We start from the raw sequence: 20183 nt of genomic DNA, 5'->3' as shown, positions 1-20183 counted from the left end.
ACATATATAATACGACACATGAAAGCGATTTAATTATCCTGAGGGGATGGATTCGAATGAAACGTAAGTTAACTTCCATTGCACTGGCACTTTCACTGGCTGTCACGGCAACAGCATGCAGCCAAGATAAAGGAACCGTGTCCAAAGGTAGTGAAGGCGGCGCTGCTGCCAGCAAGGCTGTCGAGATTACACTGTTAAACTCGAAGGGTGAAATTCAAGAGCAGTTGGAGGAGGCAGCGAACACCTTTAAGAAAGATAATCCTGGCATTTCCGTTGAAATCCTTACCACCGCTGCCGGAAATTCTCCATTCGAACGAGCATCTACGCTGTATGCTTCAGGCAATCCGCCGACCATCACGATGCTTGATCCGTCCGATGTGACGAAGTTTAAGGACCGCATTCTGGACTTATCCAAGGAGAAATGGGTTGCCGATGCAATTGATAACAGTTTGACGAAAGAGGACGGCAAAGTCCTGGATTTTCCTTTCGCTGTGGAAGGCTTTGCCTTCATCTACAACAAGCAGGTGCTTGATAAAGCTGTAGGAGGCAGCTTCGATCCGGCATCGATAAAGACAAGAGACGATCTGGAGAGCCTGTTCAAGCAGATCGAAGCCTCCGGAAAAGGGGCGCTTCACATCTCCCCTATGGATTGGTCGCTCGGTGCTCACTATCTCAACTTCCTGTATGCCGATCAGTCGAAGGATTATGCTCAGGTGGAGAAGTTCATTGCCGATCTTCGCGCAGGCCATGTCAAGCTGTCTAACAATACCATCTTTAATGGGCTTATCGATACCTTCGATATCATGATGAAATACAACAAGGAAAAGGCAAGCCCATTAACGCCTCCTTATGAGAAGGGGGCAGAAGCTGTAGCGAAGGGCGAGGTCGGCCTCTGGTTCATGGGGAACTGGGCTTGGCCGAACATTAAGGGCTTTGATACGGCCAACGGACAATACGGGTTCCTTCCGGTTCCGATTAGCAACAATGCCAACGATTATGGCAATTCGCAAATTGCCACAGCGGTCACGAAGCGTCTTGTCGTGGACAAGGAGCGCAGCACGCCTGAGCAGCAGGACGCTGCCAAGAAGTTCCTGGAGTGGCTTGTATATGAGAAGAATGGTCAGGACTTCCTGGTGAACAAGGCGAATATTATCCCTGCATTCAAGACGGTTACCTTGGAGCCGCAGGATCCGCTTGCGAAGTCGATCAAGGACTACATGGCAAAAGGCCAGATGGTTGTCGGCATGACTACACTGCCTGCAGATCATTGGGCTAAGGCGGGGGCGGCTATGCAGAAGTATTTAAGTAAAACCGGCGATCGCTCAGCGCTGGCCAAGGAAATTGAGGATTACTGGAAAGCGGTTAAGTAACCTGACGATCAAGATAGTGCGAGCAATGACGGTTCGTATTTGACGGGGGCCGTAACGGATGAGCGCAAGCAAGCGCTGATCTGTTACTGCTCCCATTTATGGATACGTAAGAAGAGAGGGATTTGACATGATCGCGGAAAAAGGGAGCTGGGCCAGACTCCGGACCCGTCTATTGTTCACCGGTCCGACGCTTTTGGCTTTTGTGACGGTAGTCGTAGCTCCGTTTCTATATGGAATTTATTTAACATTCACAAACTGGGACGGCATCTCTACCACGCAGACCTTTGTTGCCTTCGATAACTATGTAGCAGTGTTCAGGGATAAGGAATTTTGGAGATCCTTTCTGCTTACGCTGAAATATGTGTTTTTTTCTGTGGTACTCATCAATACGGTTGCTTTTGCCATGGCGTATGTGCTCACAAGCGGTATTCGGGGGAGTCATCTGTTTCGTGCCGGGTTCTTTCTTCCGAATCTGGTAGGAGGGATCGTACTAGGTTTCATCTGGCAATTCGTGTTTAACCATGTACTGGTAAAGCTGGGAAAGGAATGGGCCATTCCCTTCCTTCAGGGTTCTTGGCTGTCTACGCCTGATCAGGCTCTATGGGCCCTTGTGATTGTTACGGTATGGCAATATGCCGGCTATATGATGGTCATCTATATCGCCGGGCTGATGAATGTGCCGAAGGAGATCCTTGAGGCTGCGAGCATCGACGGAGCTTCGGGGTGGAGACGTATGCGCCGTATGGTACTGCCGCTCATGGTCCCATCGTTTATCGTATGTGTGTTTTTATCCCTGCAGCGGGGCTTTATGGCATATGATCTTAATTTGACCTTGACCAAGGGAGGCCCATTTAAGAGCACAGAGCTCGTCTCCATGCATGTGTATGGGAAGGCATTTCTATCCAGAGACTATGGGGTCGGTCAGGCCGAGGCGCTCGTACTCTTCCTCATGGTTGCCGCCATTACTCTGCTTCAAGTGTATTTCAGTAAGAAGATGGAGGTGGAGGCCTAATGTTCCCGACGAGACAACCCCTTCAATGGCTCAAGCTATCCATTCTATCTGTTATCCTGCTGCTATTTGTCGGGCCCTTCCTGATGCTCATAAATAATGCATTCAAAGCAAACAAGGAGATTACCTCCGATCCTTTAGCGCTCCCTGAATCATGGACTACCGCCAATTTTGTCAAGGCGTTCGAAAAGATGAATTATATCGATAGCTTTATGAATTCATTCATCATTACGGTGTGCAGTGTGCTTCTGATTGCCGTGTGTGCCGCTATGACTGCGCATTATTTCGTTCGTAATCAGACGAAGTCTAATCAGATCACGTTTTTTCTCATGGTCGCTTCGATGATCATTCCGTTCCAGGCGCTTATGATTCCGCTGGTAAAAATATACGGCTCCTTGGGGATGCTAAGCAGCAAAGCCGCACTCATCTATATGTACCTTGGCTTCGGCAGCCCACTGGCGGTGTTTATCTACCATGGATTTATTAAAGGCATTCCTACAGAGCTGGAGGAAGCAGCTATGATGGACGGCTGTACTCGGCTGCAATCTTTCTTCCGCATCGTACTGCCCGTCTTAATGCCGACCACCGTGACGATCGCGATCCTTAATGTCTTATGGATATGGAACGACTTCCTTCTGCCTTTCCTCGTATTAATCGAGAAGGGAACAAGGACGCTTCCCTTATCTACCTACTATTTCTATGGATCTTATTCCGTGGACTACGGTCCGCTTATGGCAGGCTTGCTGTTAACAATCCTGCCGGTTATGCTGGTTTATCTTTTTGCACAAAAATATATTATTCAAGGGGTCATGCAGGGCTCCATCAAATAGCTTGTAAAGGAAGTGCCTACGTGAATTATACCAAAGAGCAAGCGGACCAATACATTCAGAAAAACCAAGTGAATCTGGTACCTGATTTCCGGCTTACCTATCATCTGATGGCGGAGTACGGGTGGATGAACGATCCGAACGGGTTTATCGAATTTCAGGGACAGTATCATTTGTTCTATCAGCATTATCCCTACGACTCCAGATGGGGGCCCATGCATTGGGGACATGCTATTAGTCGGGATCTTATTCAATGGGAGTACCTCCCGATTGCACTGGCGCCGGATGAAAGCTATGATAGCGGCGGCTGCTTCTCAGGCAGTGCAATCGAAAAGGACGGCAAGCTGTATCTGATGTATACCGGCCATGTGGTTATCGTGCCGGAGGTTAATTATATCCAGACTCAAGCAATCGCCGTTTCGGAGGATGGCGTGCGGTTTGCCAAGGCGCCGCAGAATCCTGTCATTGGAACGGATCAGATTCCAGCCGGATCCAGCAAAATGGACTTCCGCGATCCGAAGGTATTCGAGCACGGAGGCCGCTTCTATACGGTGCTTGGCTCGAATGACGAGCAAGGAAACGGACAAATTTTGCTGTATCGTTCGACAGATTTGCTGCACTGGGAATTCGTCAATATAGCGGCGGAAAGTCATGGGGATTTGGGTGACAACTGGGAATGCCCGGACTTGTTTTCTCTAGACGGTAGAGCCGTCCTGGTGATGTCTCCGCAAAGGGTTCCGGCGCAAGGGGACAATTACCGGAATCTGCATTCAACCACTTACATGGTCGGACAATGGAATGAAGAGACGGGGGTATTCGATTACGACAGCTATCATCCGATCGATTACGGCTTCGACTTCTATGCGCCGCAAACAACGCTGGACAGCAAGGGCCGCCGAATCATGATCGGATGGATGGACATGTGGGAATCCGAGATGCCTACGCAGCAGGGCCACGGATGGGCAGGTGCGATGACGCTGCCTCGTGAGGTGCTGCTTGAGGGCGAGCGGCTTCGGTTCCAGCCCGTGGAGGAGCTAGAACAGTACCGGGTAAACGGCTATGAAGCCTCGGAGCTTCGTCTTGACGGAGTCCTGGATCTCCCGATCACCGGTGACAGCTATGAGCTACAGGCTGTTTTTGAAGCAAAGGAGGCCGTTGAGTTCGGGTTGAAGCTTCGCGTCGGAGGAGAAGAGGAGACAGAGCTCGCTTACCATCCGGCGGAGCGGTTGTTCCGTCTCAACCGGGATCGCTCCGGTATTGGACCTAAGGGCGAACGCAGAACGAAGGTGGAGCTCCGGCAGGGAAGACTGGCCCTACGGGTTTTTGTGGATAAGAGCTCGGTGGAAGTGTTCCTGCAGGACGGAGAGAAAGTAATGACGGCACGAATCTATCCGGGATTGGCATCGTTAGGGATCCAGGTGTATTCGGTAGGCGAATGCCGGCTGGAGTCGCTGCACAAGTGGGATCTTCTGGCGGAGTGAAGGCTGAAACTACGAGGAGCGAGGATGGCAAAGGTCAATAGCTTGTTCCTTCACGAGATGAGGATGGCGGATGGAAAATGTTGACTTGTGCTGATGGTTTAGGTTATTATAGGAGCGATCTTCCATACTAAGGAGAGAGTTTAATGTCGGGGTTCGTTCTTAACTAATCAAATTCCATACTTGAGTTTCTGATCGCTTGAGCCGATTGCCGTTTTGGCAAGGGTTATTTGTTATGGGCGTTTGGAAGTCTCGGAATTAGTTAAGAACAACGGATATCAACCAAGCCTAAAGGGGATGCCTATATTTGCGCCCACATCCGTGCTGTTTTCAGCGCGGATTTTTGTTTATTTGGGTTCTTTTTAGGTCGCGATATTAAAGGGCAGGGAATGACGTATGTTCATTCTCTGTCCTTTTTTTATTGCCATCAAAGCACACGGAGGGATAGGATGAACCATTTTATCGACCAAGCAAGCAGGCATGTTCGTCTGAATGAAGGCACGGCTGCCATCGAACAGCTGCTGCTCGAATGTTACTTACACCCTGGCATATCTACGAAGGAGCTGGCGCGCAAGGCGCTGCTCCCTATTCCGGTAGCCGCTGCGATTAAGAGGGAATTGATCAAGACCGGAGCTATCAGACAGGACCGCGGAGTACGATGCACAGCAGAAGGAACAAGATGGATTGAGGAGGAATGGGGCTACCACGCGTTAAATAAGCCGCTGCATCAAACGCTCATGGACGACGATAAGGATTGGATCTGCGAGCTTAAGAATGTGCTGTCGGATTTGAAGCATTATTTTTCGCTTCGTCCCCAGGCGGATGTTCGGATCGATCAGTCTCAATGTACGGCCGAGACCAGCTTGCGCCGCGCGATACTTGGACTGAGGCAGCATGCGCTTATCGGCAAGCGGATCCTGTGCGTTGGCGACGACGATCTGGTCAGCGTTTCCATAGCCCTTCTCATGAAGCGCTTGTTTCCAGAGGGCGGGCATACCGGGACGACCATTGATGTAGTGGATATTGACGAGCGGTTCCTGGCGTTTATCGGGGGGATCGCCGAGCGCGAAAAGCTCCCTATTCGGTTCTATAGACATGATTTGCGCCAGCCGCTGCCGGCTGCATTGCATGCAAGCTATGATTGCTTCTATACCGATCCGCCATATACGCTATCTGGAATGAACCTTTTTGTCTCACGAGGCATTCGCGCACTGAAAACCAAGAAAGGGCTGCCGATCTTCCTGTCTTTTGCCCATAAATCACCTGAGTTTATGCTGGATATACAGCGTGATTTCATTCGCATGGGGCTGACGGTCTGTGCCAATTATCCGCGATTTAACACCTATGAAGGCGCGGAGATGATTGCTAACCGGAGCCAGATGTTCCTCCTGCGTACGACAGACCAGACAGCCCCGGAGTGCGCCGGTATTTTCACAGATGCCTTGTATACGGGCGAAGTGAGACAAACGCTGCGCACGTACTGCTGCAAACAATGCGGTGATACGGTCTTTGTAGGTGCACAGGGTGATGTCCAAACCATTGAACAGCTCAAAAACCAGGGCTGCAGCAGCTGCGGGAGCCGAACGTTCGATAGGGTGGAAACGAAGAGGCCTGACCCCTAGAGGGCCAGGTCTCATAGACGTTACTTGCGCGTCTCGAAAAATTCACAGGCTGTGCGCGAATGATAGGTCAAGTCGCTGACGCCCGTCTGAATCACGACCGTCTCCTCGGTAAAACGGACGATAATTCCGCCGAAATCGACGACATGGTCGTCCTTGAATACGCGGATAGGTCTCTGGCGGTCAGCCGCTTCCTGAAAATCCTGATCGGTGAGCAGGCGTCGATTTTGGGCCACTCGGTTCCAACTCCTTTGTAGGCGGGTGAACAAGCGTACATGTCCCCTTCGTTAAGAAGTGTACCTGATGGAGCGGCCGGTAGCAATATAGAAGGCGGCAGAGGGGGGGACCAAGAGGCGATGCGGCAGACAGACAGCGATTTGCTTCTAGCCTGGAAGGAAGGACGCGATGTATAATGTGGGCACACAAGCCGCCGGTCTTGAGGCCGGATGGGCAAAAATCTTGCCAAGCCTGAGCATCCCGAGGAGGAGCCTGCCGTTATGGAGCAACGCTATGTCAAAGAAACCCGATGTTACAAAACAAACCGGGTATTTCCTACCGATGTGAACAATCACAATACGCTGTTCGGAGGCAAGCTGATGGCCTATATCGACGATATTGCGTCCATCGCCGCCTACAAGCACTGCCGGTGCAGCGTCGTAACGGCTTCTACCGATTCCGTCGACTTCCTGACGCCGATCCGCCCTACGGATTCCGTGTGCTTCGAATCCTTCGTCACGTGGACGGGTAGAAGCTCTATGGAGGTATTCGTTAAGGTGATCAAGGAGGATCTGCGCACCGGTGAGCGGGATATCGCCGCCACTTCGTTCCTGACCTTCGTCGCGCTGGACGAGCAGAACCATCCGGTGAAGGTGCCCAGAGTCGTGCCCGAGACGGCCGAGGAAATTCGACTGCATGAGACGGCGGAGCACCGCGCCGAGATGCGCAGGCAGCGGAGAGAGCAGAGCAAGAAGTTCGCCGATGTGCTGACGACGCGGTTCGCGTGGGAGTAGCCCAGCCGAAAAAAACCATACCTCATCTGAAGAATCCACTGCGACAGGCTGCGGAGTTTTCGATATAATGGAAGCGACCGCGCCATGCGAGGCGCAGCTACCCTAGAGCGAAAGGCGTGTGCCAAGATGAGCAATATCAATGTATGGGAAAATGCTGAACCTGGAGTGAAGCGTAAAATATTCGAGCCCGGAGCAGGGATCATGATGATGGAGGTTCATTTCGAGGAAGGGGCCGAGGGTTACCAGCACAGCCATCCCCATGAGCAGCTTTCTTATTGTCTGGAGGGCAAGCTCGAATTTACCGTGGATGGTGAGAAGCAGACGATCGCGGCCGGTGAAACGATTTATATCCCAAGCGGAGCCATGCATGGCTGTCGGGCGCTTTCACCGAGCAAGCTGCTGGACTCCTTTACGCCGGTACGTGAGGATTTAGTGAAAAGGTAGCTGAGGGCGCGCGTTGAGCGTTCGAAATAACCGGCATGCGAATAAACCGTCTCATGGTGCCCGGAACATCCGGGTACGCGATGAGACGGTTATTGGCGATGACATGTCCGTCCGGTGACGGTTGTCGTGTCGGCTTCGGCTAGAAAAACCTATAGATCCGTAAAATGTACCGGACCAAGAATCGCGCTAAGAAACTCGCCCAATTCGGCGGCTTCTTCCTCGGTCAGTTTATAAGCATGCTCCAGATACCCTTCGGCTTCGAGATCGTCGGGGCCGAGTACCGCCGTTCGGCCGCTCTGCATATCCGTGACGAGCTTCTTGCCGTAGAACCGGTTCGTCGTCGTAATGGCGAGATCAAAGCGCCGCATCGTATCGCCTACGAAGCAAACGAAGCGCGTCTTGGTTTCTTCCGTGCCGTCATATAAATAATCGAATTCCGTCATATCAGATGTCCACCGCTTTCTTTTATCCATCGATCCACAGTCACACGCATTATACCAGATTTGAGCGCGAGGCGGCAAAAGGCTCCGGGAAATCTGTCAGCGGTCTGATTTTCCGCTCAGCCGTTCGTTCCCATTTGGGACGAAACATGGTACAATCGATAGAGCAAATTTAATAGTCAACCGATCGGAGTCTACCAGGAACGGGAGGCAACCTGATCGGAAGCGATGGATAGAAACGGAGGCTAACACCCGAGATGGCCAAGACAAAGATGAGAAGTGATATGATCAAAAAAGGCTTCGACCGCGCACCGCACCGCAGCTTGCTGCGTGCCGCAGGAGTCAAGGAAGAAGATTTCGATAAGCCGTTTATAGCGGTTTGCAACTCTTATATCGATATCGTACCGGGTCACGTCCACCTGCAGGAGTTCGGCAAGCTGGTTAAGGAGGCCATTCGCGAAGCGGGCGGCGTTCCGTTCGAGTTTAATACCATCGGCGTCGACGATGGCATCGCGATGGGGCACATTGGTATGCGCTACTCGCTGCCCAGCCGCGAGATTATCGCAGACTCGCTGGAGACGGTGGTCTCCGCGCATTGGTTCGACGGCATGGTTTGTATCCCGAACTGCGACAAGATCACCCCGGGCATGATGATGGGCGCGCTGCGCGTCAATATTCCAACGCTGTTCGTCAGCGGGGGCCCGATGAAGGCCGGTAAAACAAGCGATGGCCGTTCGATCTCGCTGTCTTCCGTATTCGAAGGCGTAGGCGCTTTTCAAGCGGGTAAAATCGACGAGAAGGGTCTGCAGGAGCTGGAGCAGTACGGATGTCCGACTTGCGGTTCCTGTTCGGGTATGTTCACAGCCAACTCGATGAACTGTCTGGCTGAAGGTCTTGGCTTGGCACTGCCGGGCAACGGCACGATTCTGGCTGTCGCTCCGGAACGGAGAGAGTTTGTTAAGCGTTCTGCGACACAGCTGATGGAATTGATCAAGCTGGACATCAAGCCTCGCGATATCGTGACGATCGAGGCGATCGACAATGCGTTCGCGCTGGACATGGCGATGGGCGGTTCGACCAACACCGTGCTGCATACGCTCGCTTTAGCGCATGAAGCAGGCTTCGAATACCCGATCGAGCGGATCAACGAAGTGGCTAAGCGCGTTCCGCATCTTGCTAAAATTGCACCGGCCTCTGATTATCACATCGAGGATGTGCACAATGCCGGCGGCGTAAGCGCGATCCTCAACGAGCTGCTGAAAAAGCCGGGCGCTATCGATGGCACTCGTATCACGGTAACTGCGAAAACGCTGGCTGAAAATGTGGCGGGCTGCGAGATTTTGAACACAGACGTTATTCGTCCGCTCGACAATCCGCATTCTGAAGAAGGCGGCCTCGCCGTATTGTTCGGCAACCTGGCTCCTAACGGCTCGATCATCAAGGTCGGCGCAGTAGATAAGTCGGTCGGCGGATACCACAGAGGGCCTGCGATCTGCTTCGATTCGCAGGAAACGGCGCTCGAAGGTATCGCGAACGGTAAAGTCAAAGAAGGTCATGTCGTCGTCATACGCTACGAAGGTCCGAAGGGCGGACCGGGTATGCCGGAAATGCTCGCTCCGACATCCCAAATTGTCGGAATGGGGCTTGGCGCAAAAGTCGGTCTGATTACCGACGGTCGTTTCTCAGGCGCATCCCGCGGCATCAGCATCGGCCATATTTCGCCGGAAGCGGCTGAGGGCGGTCCGATCGCATTCGTCGAGGATGGCGATATCATTGAGCTGGATCTCAAAAACCGCACCATTCAACTGGAAATCAGCGATGAAGAAATGGAAAAACGCAAAGCCAACTGGAAAGGCTTCGAGCCGAAGGTAAAGACGGGCTACTTGGCCCGCTACTCCAAGCTTGTTACTTCTGCCAGCACAGGCGGCGTTATGAAAGTTTAGATAGGATTTCACTTTAAAGCCGTTTCGGGATTTAGAACCCGAAGCGGCTTTTTTTATTTGATTTAGGAACATATGTTCCTGTATACTACACTTAGTAGTTAGACAGCTTGCATCCCATCCTACGTGTATGAAAGCACAGATGCGTGGTATAATGAATGAAACGGAGTGAGCGTTGGATGAATGAATTGCTCGACCCCAGAGTAGATTTTGTGTTCAAGCGTATTTTTGGCAGCGAGAGCAATAAGGATGTACTTCTTGCTTTTCTCAACAGCACCTTTCTGGAAGCGGGAGAGCCTCCACTGACCGAAATTATACTGGTCAACACGTTCACGGACCGGGATAGCCGGAGGAAAAGCAATCGATACTTGATATCAAGGCTCGAACAACGACAGGCAAGCTGATTAATATCGAGATGCAGCTGTTTAATCCGTATAATATGGAGAAGCGTACGCTATTCTACTGGAGCGAGATGTATTATCACCAGATTCGGAAGGGCGATAACTATAACCTCTTGAAAAAATGCGTAACAATTAATATCCTTAATTATTCATGCTTGCCACATGACCGTTATCATAGTGTGTTTCATTTGCGGGAAGATCATACGCTAATTCCGTTAATTGACGATATCGAGGTGCACGTTTTGGAGCTGACCAAGCTTCAAGAGCAGCGGGTGCCGGTCGGAGGCGGCTTGGTAAACTGGCTGCTTTTTCTAAAGGGAGTTGACAAACTGAGCTGGGAGGCGTTGCAGGTGAATGAGCCGATGCTGAAGAAAGCGATGGATACGCTGGAATTTTTAAGTCAGGATGAAGCGACAAGACTAGCTTATCAGGCACGGATGAAAGCTTTGCGTGACGAGGTTTCCCGGATGGAAGGGGCAAGAGAGGAAGGGAGGGAAGAAGGAAAGGCGCAAGGCAAAGCAGAAACCGCTATTAATTTGCTATCTATGGGTATCGACATCCAGACGATTGCCAAAGCCACGGGATTGACGGAGGCGGAAATTCGTTCCCTGCGCCCATTGTCGTAATGGGTGTTTGGAGATAGAGTCCGCTTCCGAAGCGGAGCGGAACTCTATAAGGAGTCTAGCCTTCGTCTTCCTCGCTGGAGTCATGCATACGATGATCGCCGGGATAATCCCGCGGCAAGCCGGCGTGAAGCTGGCGATTCTCGTAGGAGAAGCGGTTCTGAGACCTTTGATCCGCTCGCCATGGACTGCTTTTGCCCAAAGATTCGGTCAAGAGGTCGCTTCCGTAAGGTCCCTCGGGAAATTCCTCGGCAGTCAGATCGTTGCGGGCGGATTCCACCGTTTCAAAGTCTGTATATTTTCGCTCAGGTGCTTCCTCAACGAAGCCTTCATTTGCGCGATCGGAATCTGTCATTTGTACGAATCCCCTTCCCTTATTCTTGCATGGATTATTTTTGTTAATGTAACCGAGTAGGCTCAGGTTTATCCATCAGAAATTGAAGATAAGGGCAAGTCATTGGATCAGATTGACGCTTCAAGTTGGTTTATGGTATTATGGGAATAATTTCAAACGCAATCTATAGAGGAGGCACCTCTTTTCCCTTAGCGGGAAGAGCGGTGTCTTTTTTGCGTTTGATGCCAAATTCAGCTCATAGGGAGGGTTTTGGAATGAATCTGATGTTTTTAAACAGCATGGAGAAGGTGGAGGAGTCTGGGAGCGTTCGGACCGGACAGGTTTCCGTAGGAGAGGAGCTCGGGGTATGGTATGTCATGTGGAGTGAAGCCCAGGAGGATGGAACAAGCCTTCAGGAAACTTGGTATGAGGGGCTTCAATGGGAGGAGATGCTGAAGACGTTCCGGGAACAAGTTTTCGCTAAGCAATGTGACGGATACAAGCCTCTGCTGGAGGTTCGTGTCAGTGAACTGGATACTCTTGACGAGCGGACGGCTCATACCCAACTGCTGAACTATTACAGCGAGCGGAATGCCGATGAAGTGCTGTATGAAGCGCTGAGACAATGGAGACTCAAACAAGCGGCGCAGGAGGGCAAGGCTCCTTTTATCGTCGCGACGAATCGGCTTCTCAAGATGATCAGCGCGTTCATCCCCCATACGGAAGAAGAGCTGCGCCAGCTTCCGGGGATGGGCAAGTCAAGAGCCGAAAAGTTTGCTAAGGAAATTCTCGCCCTTACCGTCCAGGTTGAACGAAGCACGGCCTTCCCGCTGGATTGGGTCGCGGAGCAGGTCCATCCGGCGGAAATTAATGGCTGGCTGCTGGAGGAGAAGGAACGCAAGCGTAAGGCGGAATCGGACAAGCTTGAAAATAAGCGAAAGCTGCTGGAGGCCGTTGCCCGGGGGGAAATGCTGGATGAGCTGCAGGCGACGTTGCAGGTGCAGCGCCGCGTGCTGGTCGGCTGGGTCGAAGAGCTGGACCGGGAAGGATACGATCTGGCCCCTTATATCGACCTGGCTCTTGAGCGCGTTCCGTCCGCAGAGCGCGAGCTGGCATGGCAGGCCTTTGAACAGCAAGGCGACCGGTACCTGAAGCCGATTTTACAGAAGATTAGCAGACCGGACAGCCTGACGCCGAAGGAAACGGAGCTTGCATACGAATGGCTGCGCTTACTGAGATTAAAGTTCCGGCAGGAAGCCCGAAGCCGCCAGAACGAGGAGGCAAGCTGAGAGCACGCCAATAGCTGCATGTCTGTCGAGCTATCATTGACTGCTCTCTTGGGACGCTGCCGGTAGCGGATTACCGCAGGAGCCCCCTTTTGAACAGCGGAACCTCTTCAGGCAGCACAAAAAAGACTGGCTCAGAGCCAGTCTTTTTTGCGGAAGAATAACAACATAAACAGTCCTAGGCAAACCATCGTAATAACGGCGATCATCCCGCCATACTGCCAGTGCAGCCCCGGAATATAATCGAAATTCATTCCGTAGATACCGGTAATAAAGGTAAGCGGCATGAAGATTGTCGTCAAAGCGGTAAACACACGCATAATTTCATTCGCACGGCTGGCCAGACTCGACTGGTACGCTTCGCGCAAGTTGCCCATCAAATCGCGGAACGTGTCAAAGGTTTCGGAGATTTTCACGGCGTTTTCAAAGATATCGCCAAAATATTTACGCAGCGGTTCGCTGATTAGCTTCAGGTCTTTCTTATTCAGAGTATTAAGTACTTCCTTCTGGGGAACGAGCACCTTCTTCAGCCACAAAATTTCGCTGCGCAGCCCGATGATCTCATTCAGATGAGATTTCTTGGTGTGCATCAAAATATCCTCTTCGAGCTTCTCGATCTTGGCCTCGATCCGGTCGCCGACTATCGTATAATTATCCACGATCAGGTCCATCAAGTGATAAAGAAACTGATCGGGGGCCGTTACTTCCTCTTCCCATAGAACAGGCTTTAACGCACGAATCTCGTTTATCTTCTGTCTGGTGATCGTGATAATGTAATGCTTGCCGAGAAAGATGTTGAGCGCGCGAAGAAAAATTTCTTCGTCATCAAACCGAATGCTGTTGACTACGATAAAATAGTGGGTATCGTACAGCTCGATCTTCGGCCGCTGTTCCTCCTCGGTCAGCACATCTTCTACAGCGAGCTCATGGAGATGAAACAGGGGCTGAAGCAGCTCCAGATCCTCCGGCTCGGCGTCAATCCAATAAAAACCGTGTTGAGGAGCCTCCACGGTCTGTGCAATATCGTCTACAAGCGTAAAAATTCCATCTTGAACCAAGCGTGCCTTCATAGGTTCCACCCCTCCGTGTTTATCCGAGCGGAACGCGCGGCTGCGCAGCTGTTACATCCGAATGCTGCAGTCCGCTGTATCTAGAGGCGAATTCCGAGGATTCTTTCGACGCCAGCAAGCGTCAGGCGGGCAGAAAACAGGCGGATAGCAGCCGGGTTCCGATCGAAGTATTCAATTGTTGTATTGAATGATTGGAACGACTTATCGGGTCTCCGTCCATTCGAAAGCTGCACCCCTTTAGGCAGAAGTTTGTCGAATACTTGTCTAGTATACCCCTTCAAAAATGAGAATACAATCACTTTGTATGAGAAAATCCCCGTATACTATGCTATGGAGGAAGCCTGTACTTGGTGCATGATTCCGCTTGACGCAACGGTTTTTTTCGATTACAGTAGGTAGTACGATAAGCTTTAACCAAACCCAACTGAATAGATTCGGTTTCACACTCTTATCAAGAGCAGGTTGAGGGACTAGCCCGATGATACCCGGCAACCGACATGTCTTGGCGAACAGTCAGCACCACCGGCTGGCAGTCAAGCTATGCACGGTGCTAATTCTTGCGGAGCCTTTATGGGAATGCTTCATTCCCCGGAAGACTCTGACAGATGAGAGAGGACGATGTATTATACAAAGGCCTTTCTCTCGTGCGTGCGAAGAAGGTCTTTTTCGTTTGCTCAACTGCAGGCGAGGGGCAGTCTCCAGCACAGAGTGCGAGAACATTCGAATCCTAAGAAGAAAAGGAGTGAATCCAGGTGCCAATCAAAATTCCGGACCATCTTCCCGCCAAAGAAGTACTGAGCAACGAAAATATTTTCGTTATGGATGAAAGCGTCGCGTTTCAACAGGACATCCGCCCGCTTCGTATCGTTATCCTGAATCTGATGCCGACGAAGGAAACGACGGAAACGCAGTTGCTTCGTCTGATCGGCAATACGCCGCTGCAAGTCGAATTCGTCCTGCTGCACCCGAAGACCCATACATCCAAGAATACCTCTGTAGAGCATTTGCAGCAGTTCTACAAAACGTTCGACGACATCAAGTATGACCGGATGGACGGAATGATTATCACCGGCGCTCCGGTCGAAACGATGGATTTCGAAGAGGTCACCTACTGGAATGAACTTCGTCAAATCATGGAGTGGAGCAAGACGAATGTTACCTCGACGCTTCATATTTGCTGGGCCGCCCAAGCCGGTCTGTATCATCACTTCGGGATACGCAAGTATGGGCTCAGCGAGAAGGTGTTCGGCGTATTCCCACACTCGGTTACGAGACCTAACGTTAAGCTGGTGCGCGGGTTCGACGAGATGTTCCAGGCCCCCCAGTCCCGTCATACAGAGGTTCGCCGCGAGGACATCGAGGCAGTGCCGGAGCTGGAGATCCTGTCCGAATCGGAGGAGGCGGGCGTGTACATCGTCGCAACTCGAGACGGACGCCAAATTTTCGTAACGGGACATTCCGAGTATGATGCGTGTACCTTGAAAGCGGAATACGACCGCGATATCAACAAAGGGATGGATATTGCCGTACCGAAAAATTATTACCCAGGCGACGACCCGACTAAAACACCGCTCAACACGTGGCGCGCCCATGCTAACCTGCTGTTCTCCAACTGGTTGAACTACTATGTGTACCAAGAGACGCCTTACGATCTATATAAGGGGGATTACGTGATATGAGTTCAAATGAAAACCGGGAGCAGTTAAAAATAGAAAGCCGCTTAGCTCAAATCGGTTCGCTGGAGGAGCCTGTCACAGGTGCGGTCAGCTTTCCGATCTATCAGGCGACAGCTTTTCGCCATCCGCAGCTTGGAAAAAGCACAGGCTTCGACTATGCCAGAACGAAGAGTCCAACGCGCAAGGTGCTTGAGGATGCGATCGCCGAGCTCGAATCCGGGGATGCAGGATTTGCCTGCAGCTCCGGGATGGCCGCTTTGCAGACGGTGTTCGCCAAGTTCGGCCAAGGCGACCATCTTATCGTCTCGCTGGATCTGTACGGCGGTACGTATCGGTTAATCGAGAAGGTGATGTCGAGATACGGAGTCACCGCCTCCTATGTAGATACGAACGACCTGGAGGCGCTGGAGCAGCTGGCGCAGCCTAACACCAAGGCGATTGTGATCGAGACGCCGACTAACCCGCTGATGATGATCACCGATATCGAGAAGGTTTGTGCATGGGCCCGGGCGAAAGGGATTCTCTCCATCGTGGACAATACGCTGCTGACGCCGTTCTTCCAGCGTCCGATCGAGCTTGGAGCCGATATCGTGGTACATAGCGCGACCAAATATTTGGGCGGCCATAATGACGTGCTAGCCGGGTTGATTGTGACGAAGGGCAAGGAGCTGTCGGAAGAAATAGCTTTCCTGCACAATTCGATCGGCGCCGTGCTGAACCCGCAGGACAGCTGGCTGCTGATGCGCGGCATGAAGACGCTCGCGATCCGCATGGAGCGGCATCAGCTTAATGCGACCCGTATAGCGGAATATTTGCAGCAGCATCCCGACGTGGAGGCGGTGTACTATCCGGCGCTTCCTACTCATCCGGGATATGAAGTTCAGAACCGCCAGTCCTCCGGCAATACAGGTATCTTTTCCTTTAAAATGAAGGATGCCCGCTATATCGAGCCCATCCTGCGGCATATCCGCCTGATCGCCTTCGCTGAGAGCCTCGGGGGCGTAGAATCGCTGATGACTTACCCGGCGGTGCAGACGCACGCAGACATTCCCGAAGAAATCCGGCTCAAGGTCGGCGTGGATGACAAGCTGCTGAGGTATTCCGTCGGGATCGAGCATGTTGAAGATTTGATCGCTGACCTATCTCAGGCGATCGAGCTTGCTAAACAGGAAGTCGGGGAAGGGGTAACCCTGCCTGGTTAATGCCACGACGCCGGGTTTAGGCCGAAGGGCAGTCCGTTCTTGTATGTCTACATCGTGATAGATCATGGCTTCTTCCTTGATCCAGTGAACCGCTGCGCCCGCTGAGGCTGCAGCGGTTTTTTTTGGGAAAAGGGACTCTGTTCACTTTAATGAACTCATGCTATGATGAAGGTTGATAACACAACTTGCGCGGATAGGGGAGACTTTATGAGGCTTTCTTTTTTGGGCAGTGACTGGATACAGAGAATCAGAATGATTTGCCGACTGCCCTTCTCCAGCCACTCCCTTCGGTATTTTCCCCCGGAATTTATATTCCGTGATCCGGTTCTTTCTTTGGTGAAGGCGTATAGAAAATCAGGAAATTCATGCGCGTTAATTTTACTGCATCTGGAAAATTATCATCATCTCTTCGCATCATCTTCCTACGAAGCCTTAGCGGCGCTTCAAGCGTGCATAAAGCAGTCGCTGCTAACGATTCTCCCTACTTATTACAGTCCTTCTGACCTCATCGGAGTGAAGCGATGCGGGGATGATGAGTTTTGCCTATTCGTGAAAGTCAATCCGGGAACAGAGTTCGGCGAGCTGCAGCGAAAAAGCCAATTGCTCCAAAGGGAGCTCGAACGGCGTCTTCAGCATCAAGGACAAGCTGCCGGTATCCGCTGCGAGTCCGCCCAGTTCGTCTCCGGCTGTTACGTCATTGGGCCGGATATCGAGAATACGGCGGCCGCCGTGCAGCATGCTTATCATTATGCTCGTTCCATCGCCACCAAGAAGCTGCCGGCTCATTTCAGCGAAGCTCGAAACCAGCTTCTGGAGATCGTGAAGCATGAGAAGATTAGCGTGCTGGCGCAGCCGATCATGAACTTGTCCAGCGGCGATATTTTTGGCTGGGAGATTTTGACCCGGGGTCCGCAAAATACGCCTTTTCACACGCCTGCCGAACTGTTCGATTTGGCCTATCAGGCCGATCTGCTCAGCAGGATGGAGTTCGTTGTGCTGAAGAAAGCATTTCGTGAAATTTCCGAACGGCGAATCCGGGAACAAGTATTTATCAACGTCACCCCCGTATCCTTGGGGCATCCCTTGTTTCTGAATCAACTGCTCGAGCTTCTGAACACTTACCCGGAGGTATCCTCCTCCCAGGTGGTGCTGGAGATTACGGAACGACACGCGATCCGGGACTTCGAGCATCTGGGTGCCGTTATGAAGGCGTTCCGGGCACATGGCTTCCGGTTTGCCGTGGATGATGCCGGCGCGGGGTACTCCAGTCTGCAGTCGATCTCGGAGCTGATCCCTGACATGATCAAAATCGATCGTTCCGTCATCTCGAATATTGATCAAATCTCTGTGAAGCAATCGATGCTAAAGGCGCTTTTGCATGTGGCCGAGCATATCAACTGCGAAGTTATTGCGGAAGGCGTCGAGCGCAAGGAGGAAGCAGACACTTTAGTCGAGATGAGAGTCAATATGGTCCAAGGATTTTATTTTGCACGTCCGCAGCCGCTTGTGCCCGATCAGGAGCGGGTGCAGCAGCTGAAGCAAATGAAGGAAAAGATGGATCATCACCGAAGGATACTTCCTGCCTGAAGCAAGCAACGACTGCCGGCCCATGTGTGTCGGCGGTTTTTCTGTATGCATTTGAACGTTTTTTAACAAATGCCTCTGCGTCGCACGTACGTTCGTTCGTTCGGAATGGTTTGGTTCTAGCGAAATACGGGCGAATTGTGGTAGGATGGAAAGGATAAAGGAGATGACTGCGATGAGTTCCGTCGACCGTATTTTGGAACAAGCGCTTGCCGGCAACCGGTTGGGCGTAGAAGATTGCATAGCCTTATATGAATCGGACCAGATTGAGAAAATGGGCCATGTGGCCAATCAGTTGATGCTAAGGCACCATCCGGACCCGATTACGACTTTCGTCATCGGCCGTAATGTAAATTATACGAATATTTGCGATGTATATTGCCGGTTTTGCGCATTCTACCGAGCCCCCGGCTCGAAGGAAGGCTACGTACTGCCGGACGAGACGATTTTCCAGAAGATTCAGGAAACGCTTGATGTGAACGGTACCGAGATTTTGATGCAGGGCGGGACCAATCCGGATCTTCCATTTACCTATTATACGAATATTCTCCGTGAGATTAAGAAACGGTTCCCGCAGATTACGATGCACTCCTTCTCGCCAGCAGAGATCATGAAGATGAAGGAAGTGTCCGAAGGACTGTCTTTGGAGGAAGTCGTTCGTGCGCTGCATGAAGCTGGTCTGGATTCGCTGCCCGGTGGGGGCGCCGAAATCCTCGATGACCGGACACGCCGGAAGATTAGCCGGAAGAAGGGCTCCTGGACCGAATGGATGGATGTCATGAAGACAGCCCATCGCATTGGCATGAACACCACGGCTACGATGGTTATCGGTTTCGGCGAGACGCATGAGGAGAGGGCGATGCATCTGCTGCGCATACGCGAAGCGCAGGATGAGTGCATCCGGGCCGGATATTCGTCCGAAGGCTTCCTGGCGTTTATTTCCTGGACGTTCCAGCCGGATAATACGAACCTGAAGGCCGAGAAGCTTGGCGCCGAGGATTATTTGAAGAATGTGGCCATCAGCCGAATCATGCTGGACAATATCAAGAACTTCCAGTCCTCCTGGGTAACGATGGGGCCGGAGGTAGGCAAGCAGTCTTTGCACTTCGGCTGTAACGACTTCGGCTCGACGATGATTGAAGAGAACGTGGTTTCGGCCGCAGGCACGACGCATAAGGTCAACATCGGCTCGACGCTGGACCTGATCCGTCAGGCCGGCAAGATTCCAGCCCAGCGGAATACGAAATACGAGATTTTGCGAGTGTTTGACGATGTGAACGCGAAGGTTGAGAACGATTTTGTGATGCAGAATTAGGATGGAAGCCTAGGCGATATTGACCGGGCATTTCAAATAATAAGGCTTTAATATCGGATATGCTATACATCCGACCGTAATAACGACGACGCTTGTCTATTCTTAATCCAATCGGAGGGATTAGTATGGATAAGCGTTCTTTGTCGTCTCGCGAGCCAGGCTCAACTCGTGGAATCAGCAACAATTAAGCACTTTCCGATAAAACCGAACACGGTGGATAATACGAAGGGAGGGAGCTTTTGCTGTTCATCCCGTATTGAGGAGGCATACATGTCTAACAAAAATATTAAATTGCGGATTGCTTGGATTATTCCTACTGTCTTTATGTATCTGGCTTTTTTGGGCTCTGGGGTGTTTCTCATTTGGAACATTTCTGAGATGGATAATGGAATGTTGGGAAGATGGGTTACTATTGTTCTAGGACTTTTTCTTATTTCTGTTCTAGGTACTCTAAGAATAATGGGTTGGATAAAAAATAATAAAATATAATGATTAGTCCGCCTGCATGGCCGGTACGTTTTTTGCGTATGTAGGTTGTCCCGATCCGTGTATAAT

At 51.5% G+C, this 20183-nt stretch carries 18 protein-coding genes, 1 pseudogene and 1 riboswitch; of the genes and pseudogenes, 15 read left to right on the top strand and 4 right to left on the bottom strand.

Features of this window, described 5'->3' with window-relative positions; all coding sequences use genetic code 11:
* Nucleotides 1-50 precede the first annotated feature (50 nt).
* From GSF01_RS07975 to GSF01_RS07955, 5 genes are all read left to right on the top strand, one after another.
* The gene (locus GSF01_RS07975) at nt 51-1370 is read left to right on the top strand and encodes an ABC transporter substrate-binding protein (protein ID WP_407945751.1); all 1320 of its coding nucleotides are present in this window, start codon (nt 51-53) and stop codon (nt 1368-1370) included.
* Nucleotides 1371-1497: 127 nt separating this feature from the next.
* The gene (locus tag GSF01_RS07970; RefSeq protein ID WP_159882648.1) at nt 1498-2382 is read left to right on the top strand and encodes a carbohydrate ABC transporter permease; all 885 of its coding nucleotides are present in this window, start codon (nt 1498-1500) and stop codon (nt 2380-2382) included.
* A complete protein-coding gene (locus tag GSF01_RS07965; protein ID WP_159882647.1) occupies nt 2382-3209 on the top strand; it encodes a carbohydrate ABC transporter permease in 828 nt (275 codons plus the stop codon). Before GSF01_RS07970 ends, GSF01_RS07965 begins: the two co-directional genes overlap by 1 nt.
* Before the next feature lie 20 nt (nt 3210-3229).
* Nucleotides 3230-4687 (top strand): glycoside hydrolase family 32 protein, encoded by a 1458-nt coding sequence (locus GSF01_RS07960; protein ID WP_159882646.1) that lies wholly within the window; start codon nt 3230-3232, stop codon nt 4685-4687.
* Between the two features lie 446 nt (nt 4688-5133).
* Nucleotides 5134-6306 (top strand): bis-aminopropyl spermidine synthase family protein, encoded by a 1173-nt coding sequence (locus tag GSF01_RS07955; protein ID WP_159882645.1) that lies wholly within the window; start codon nt 5134-5136, stop codon nt 6304-6306.
* Nucleotides 6307-6326: 20 nt separating this feature from the next.
* Here the strand turns inward: GSF01_RS07955 and GSF01_RS07950 are convergent, their stop codons facing one another.
* On the bottom strand, nt 6327-6539 hold the full coding sequence (locus tag GSF01_RS07950; RefSeq protein WP_159882644.1) for a hypothetical protein: 213 nt from the start codon (nt 6537-6539) through the stop codon (nt 6327-6329).
* 261 nt (nt 6540-6800) lie between these two features.
* Between GSF01_RS07950 and GSF01_RS07945 the strand changes: the two genes are divergently transcribed.
* Together GSF01_RS07945 and GSF01_RS07940 are read left to right on the top strand one after the other, a co-directional pair.
* Nucleotides 6801-7313 carry an acyl-CoA thioesterase gene (locus GSF01_RS07945; RefSeq protein WP_159882643.1) on the top strand — a complete coding sequence of 171 codons (513 nt, stop codon included), beginning with the start codon at nt 6801-6803 and terminating at the stop codon, nt 7311-7313.
* Nucleotides 7314-7439: 126 nt separating this feature from the next.
* Nucleotides 7440-7757 (top strand): cupin domain-containing protein, encoded by a 318-nt coding sequence (locus GSF01_RS07940; protein WP_159882642.1) that lies wholly within the window; start codon nt 7440-7442, stop codon nt 7755-7757.
* 149 nt (nt 7758-7906) lie between these two features.
* Here the strand turns inward: GSF01_RS07940 and GSF01_RS07935 are convergent, their stop codons facing one another.
* Nucleotides 7907-8200, bottom strand: coding sequence for a DUF3055 domain-containing protein (locus tag GSF01_RS07935; protein ID WP_159882641.1), 294 nt, complete (start codon nt 8198-8200; stop codon nt 7907-7909).
* Between the two features lie 254 nt (nt 8201-8454).
* Here GSF01_RS07935 and ilvD point away from each other — a divergent pair, with 254 nt between their 5' ends.
* Nucleotides 8455-10140 (top strand): dihydroxy-acid dehydratase, encoded by a 1686-nt coding sequence (ilvD, locus tag GSF01_RS07930; RefSeq protein ID WP_159882640.1) that lies wholly within the window; start codon nt 8455-8457, stop codon nt 10138-10140.
* A gap of 176 nt (nt 10141-10316) precedes the next feature.
* Nucleotides 10317-11164: pseudogene (locus tag GSF01_RS07925) on the top strand (Rpn family recombination-promoting nuclease/putative transposase).
* A 55-nt stretch (nt 11165-11219) separates the two neighbouring features.
* Here GSF01_RS07925 and GSF01_RS07920 read toward each other — a convergent pair.
* Nucleotides 11220-11516 carry a hypothetical protein gene (locus tag GSF01_RS07920; RefSeq protein ID WP_159882639.1) on the bottom strand — a complete coding sequence of 99 codons (297 nt, stop codon included), beginning with the start codon at nt 11514-11516 and terminating at the stop codon, nt 11220-11222.
* A 254-nt stretch (nt 11517-11770) separates the two neighbouring features.
* Here GSF01_RS07920 and GSF01_RS07915 point away from each other — a divergent pair, with 254 nt between their 5' ends.
* Complete coding sequence (locus GSF01_RS07915; RefSeq protein WP_159882638.1) at nt 11771-12784, top strand: HRDC domain-containing protein; 1014 nt, start codon at nt 11771-11773, stop codon at nt 12782-12784.
* A 131-nt stretch (nt 12785-12915) separates the two neighbouring features.
* On the opposite strand, the gene corA is transcribed toward GSF01_RS07915, so the two are convergent.
* Nucleotides 12916-13851: a magnesium/cobalt transporter CorA gene (corA, locus tag GSF01_RS07910; protein WP_159882637.1), complete on the bottom strand. Its 936-nt coding sequence runs from the start codon at nt 13849-13851 to the stop codon at nt 12916-12918.
* A 445-nt stretch (nt 13852-14296) separates the two neighbouring features.
* Nucleotides 14297-14463: riboswitch (SAM riboswitch) on the top strand.
* A 140-nt stretch (nt 14464-14603) separates the two neighbouring features.
* Between corA and metA the strand changes: the two genes are divergently transcribed.
* From metA to GSF01_RS07885, 5 genes are all read left to right on the top strand, one after another.
* Entirely contained in the window at nt 14604-15530 is a 927-nt protein-coding gene (gene metA, locus GSF01_RS07905) for a homoserine O-acetyltransferase MetA (protein WP_159882636.1), read from the top strand.
* On the top strand, nt 15527-16729 hold the full coding sequence (locus GSF01_RS07900) for an aminotransferase class I/II-fold pyridoxal phosphate-dependent enzyme (protein ID WP_159882635.1): 1203 nt from the start codon (nt 15527-15529) through the stop codon (nt 16727-16729). The genes metA and GSF01_RS07900 overlap by 4 nt, the downstream gene beginning before the upstream one ends.
* 549 nt (nt 16730-17278) lie before the next feature.
* Nucleotides 17279-18316: an EAL domain-containing protein gene (locus tag GSF01_RS07895; protein WP_159882633.1), complete on the top strand. Its 1038-nt coding sequence runs from the start codon at nt 17279-17281 to the stop codon at nt 18314-18316.
* Between the two features lie 172 nt (nt 18317-18488).
* On the top strand, nt 18489-19628 hold the full coding sequence (gene mqnC / locus GSF01_RS07890) for a cyclic dehypoxanthinyl futalosine synthase (RefSeq protein ID WP_159882631.1): 1140 nt from the start codon (nt 18489-18491) through the stop codon (nt 19626-19628).
* Between the two features lie 270 nt (nt 19629-19898).
* A complete protein-coding gene (locus GSF01_RS07885) occupies nt 19899-20117 on the top strand; it encodes a hypothetical protein (RefSeq protein WP_159882629.1) in 219 nt (72 codons plus the stop codon).
* The last annotated feature ends 66 nt before the right edge of the window (nt 20118-20183 follow it).

The sequence above is a fragment of the Paenibacillus puerhi genome (assembly GCF_009846885.1).
GTDB lineage: Bacteria > Bacillota > Bacilli > Paenibacillales > NBRC-103111 > Paenibacillus_G > Paenibacillus_G puerhi.
The sequence above is the reverse complement of the archived record's forward strand: the minus strand, read 5'-3'. Positions and strand labels throughout refer to the sequence as shown.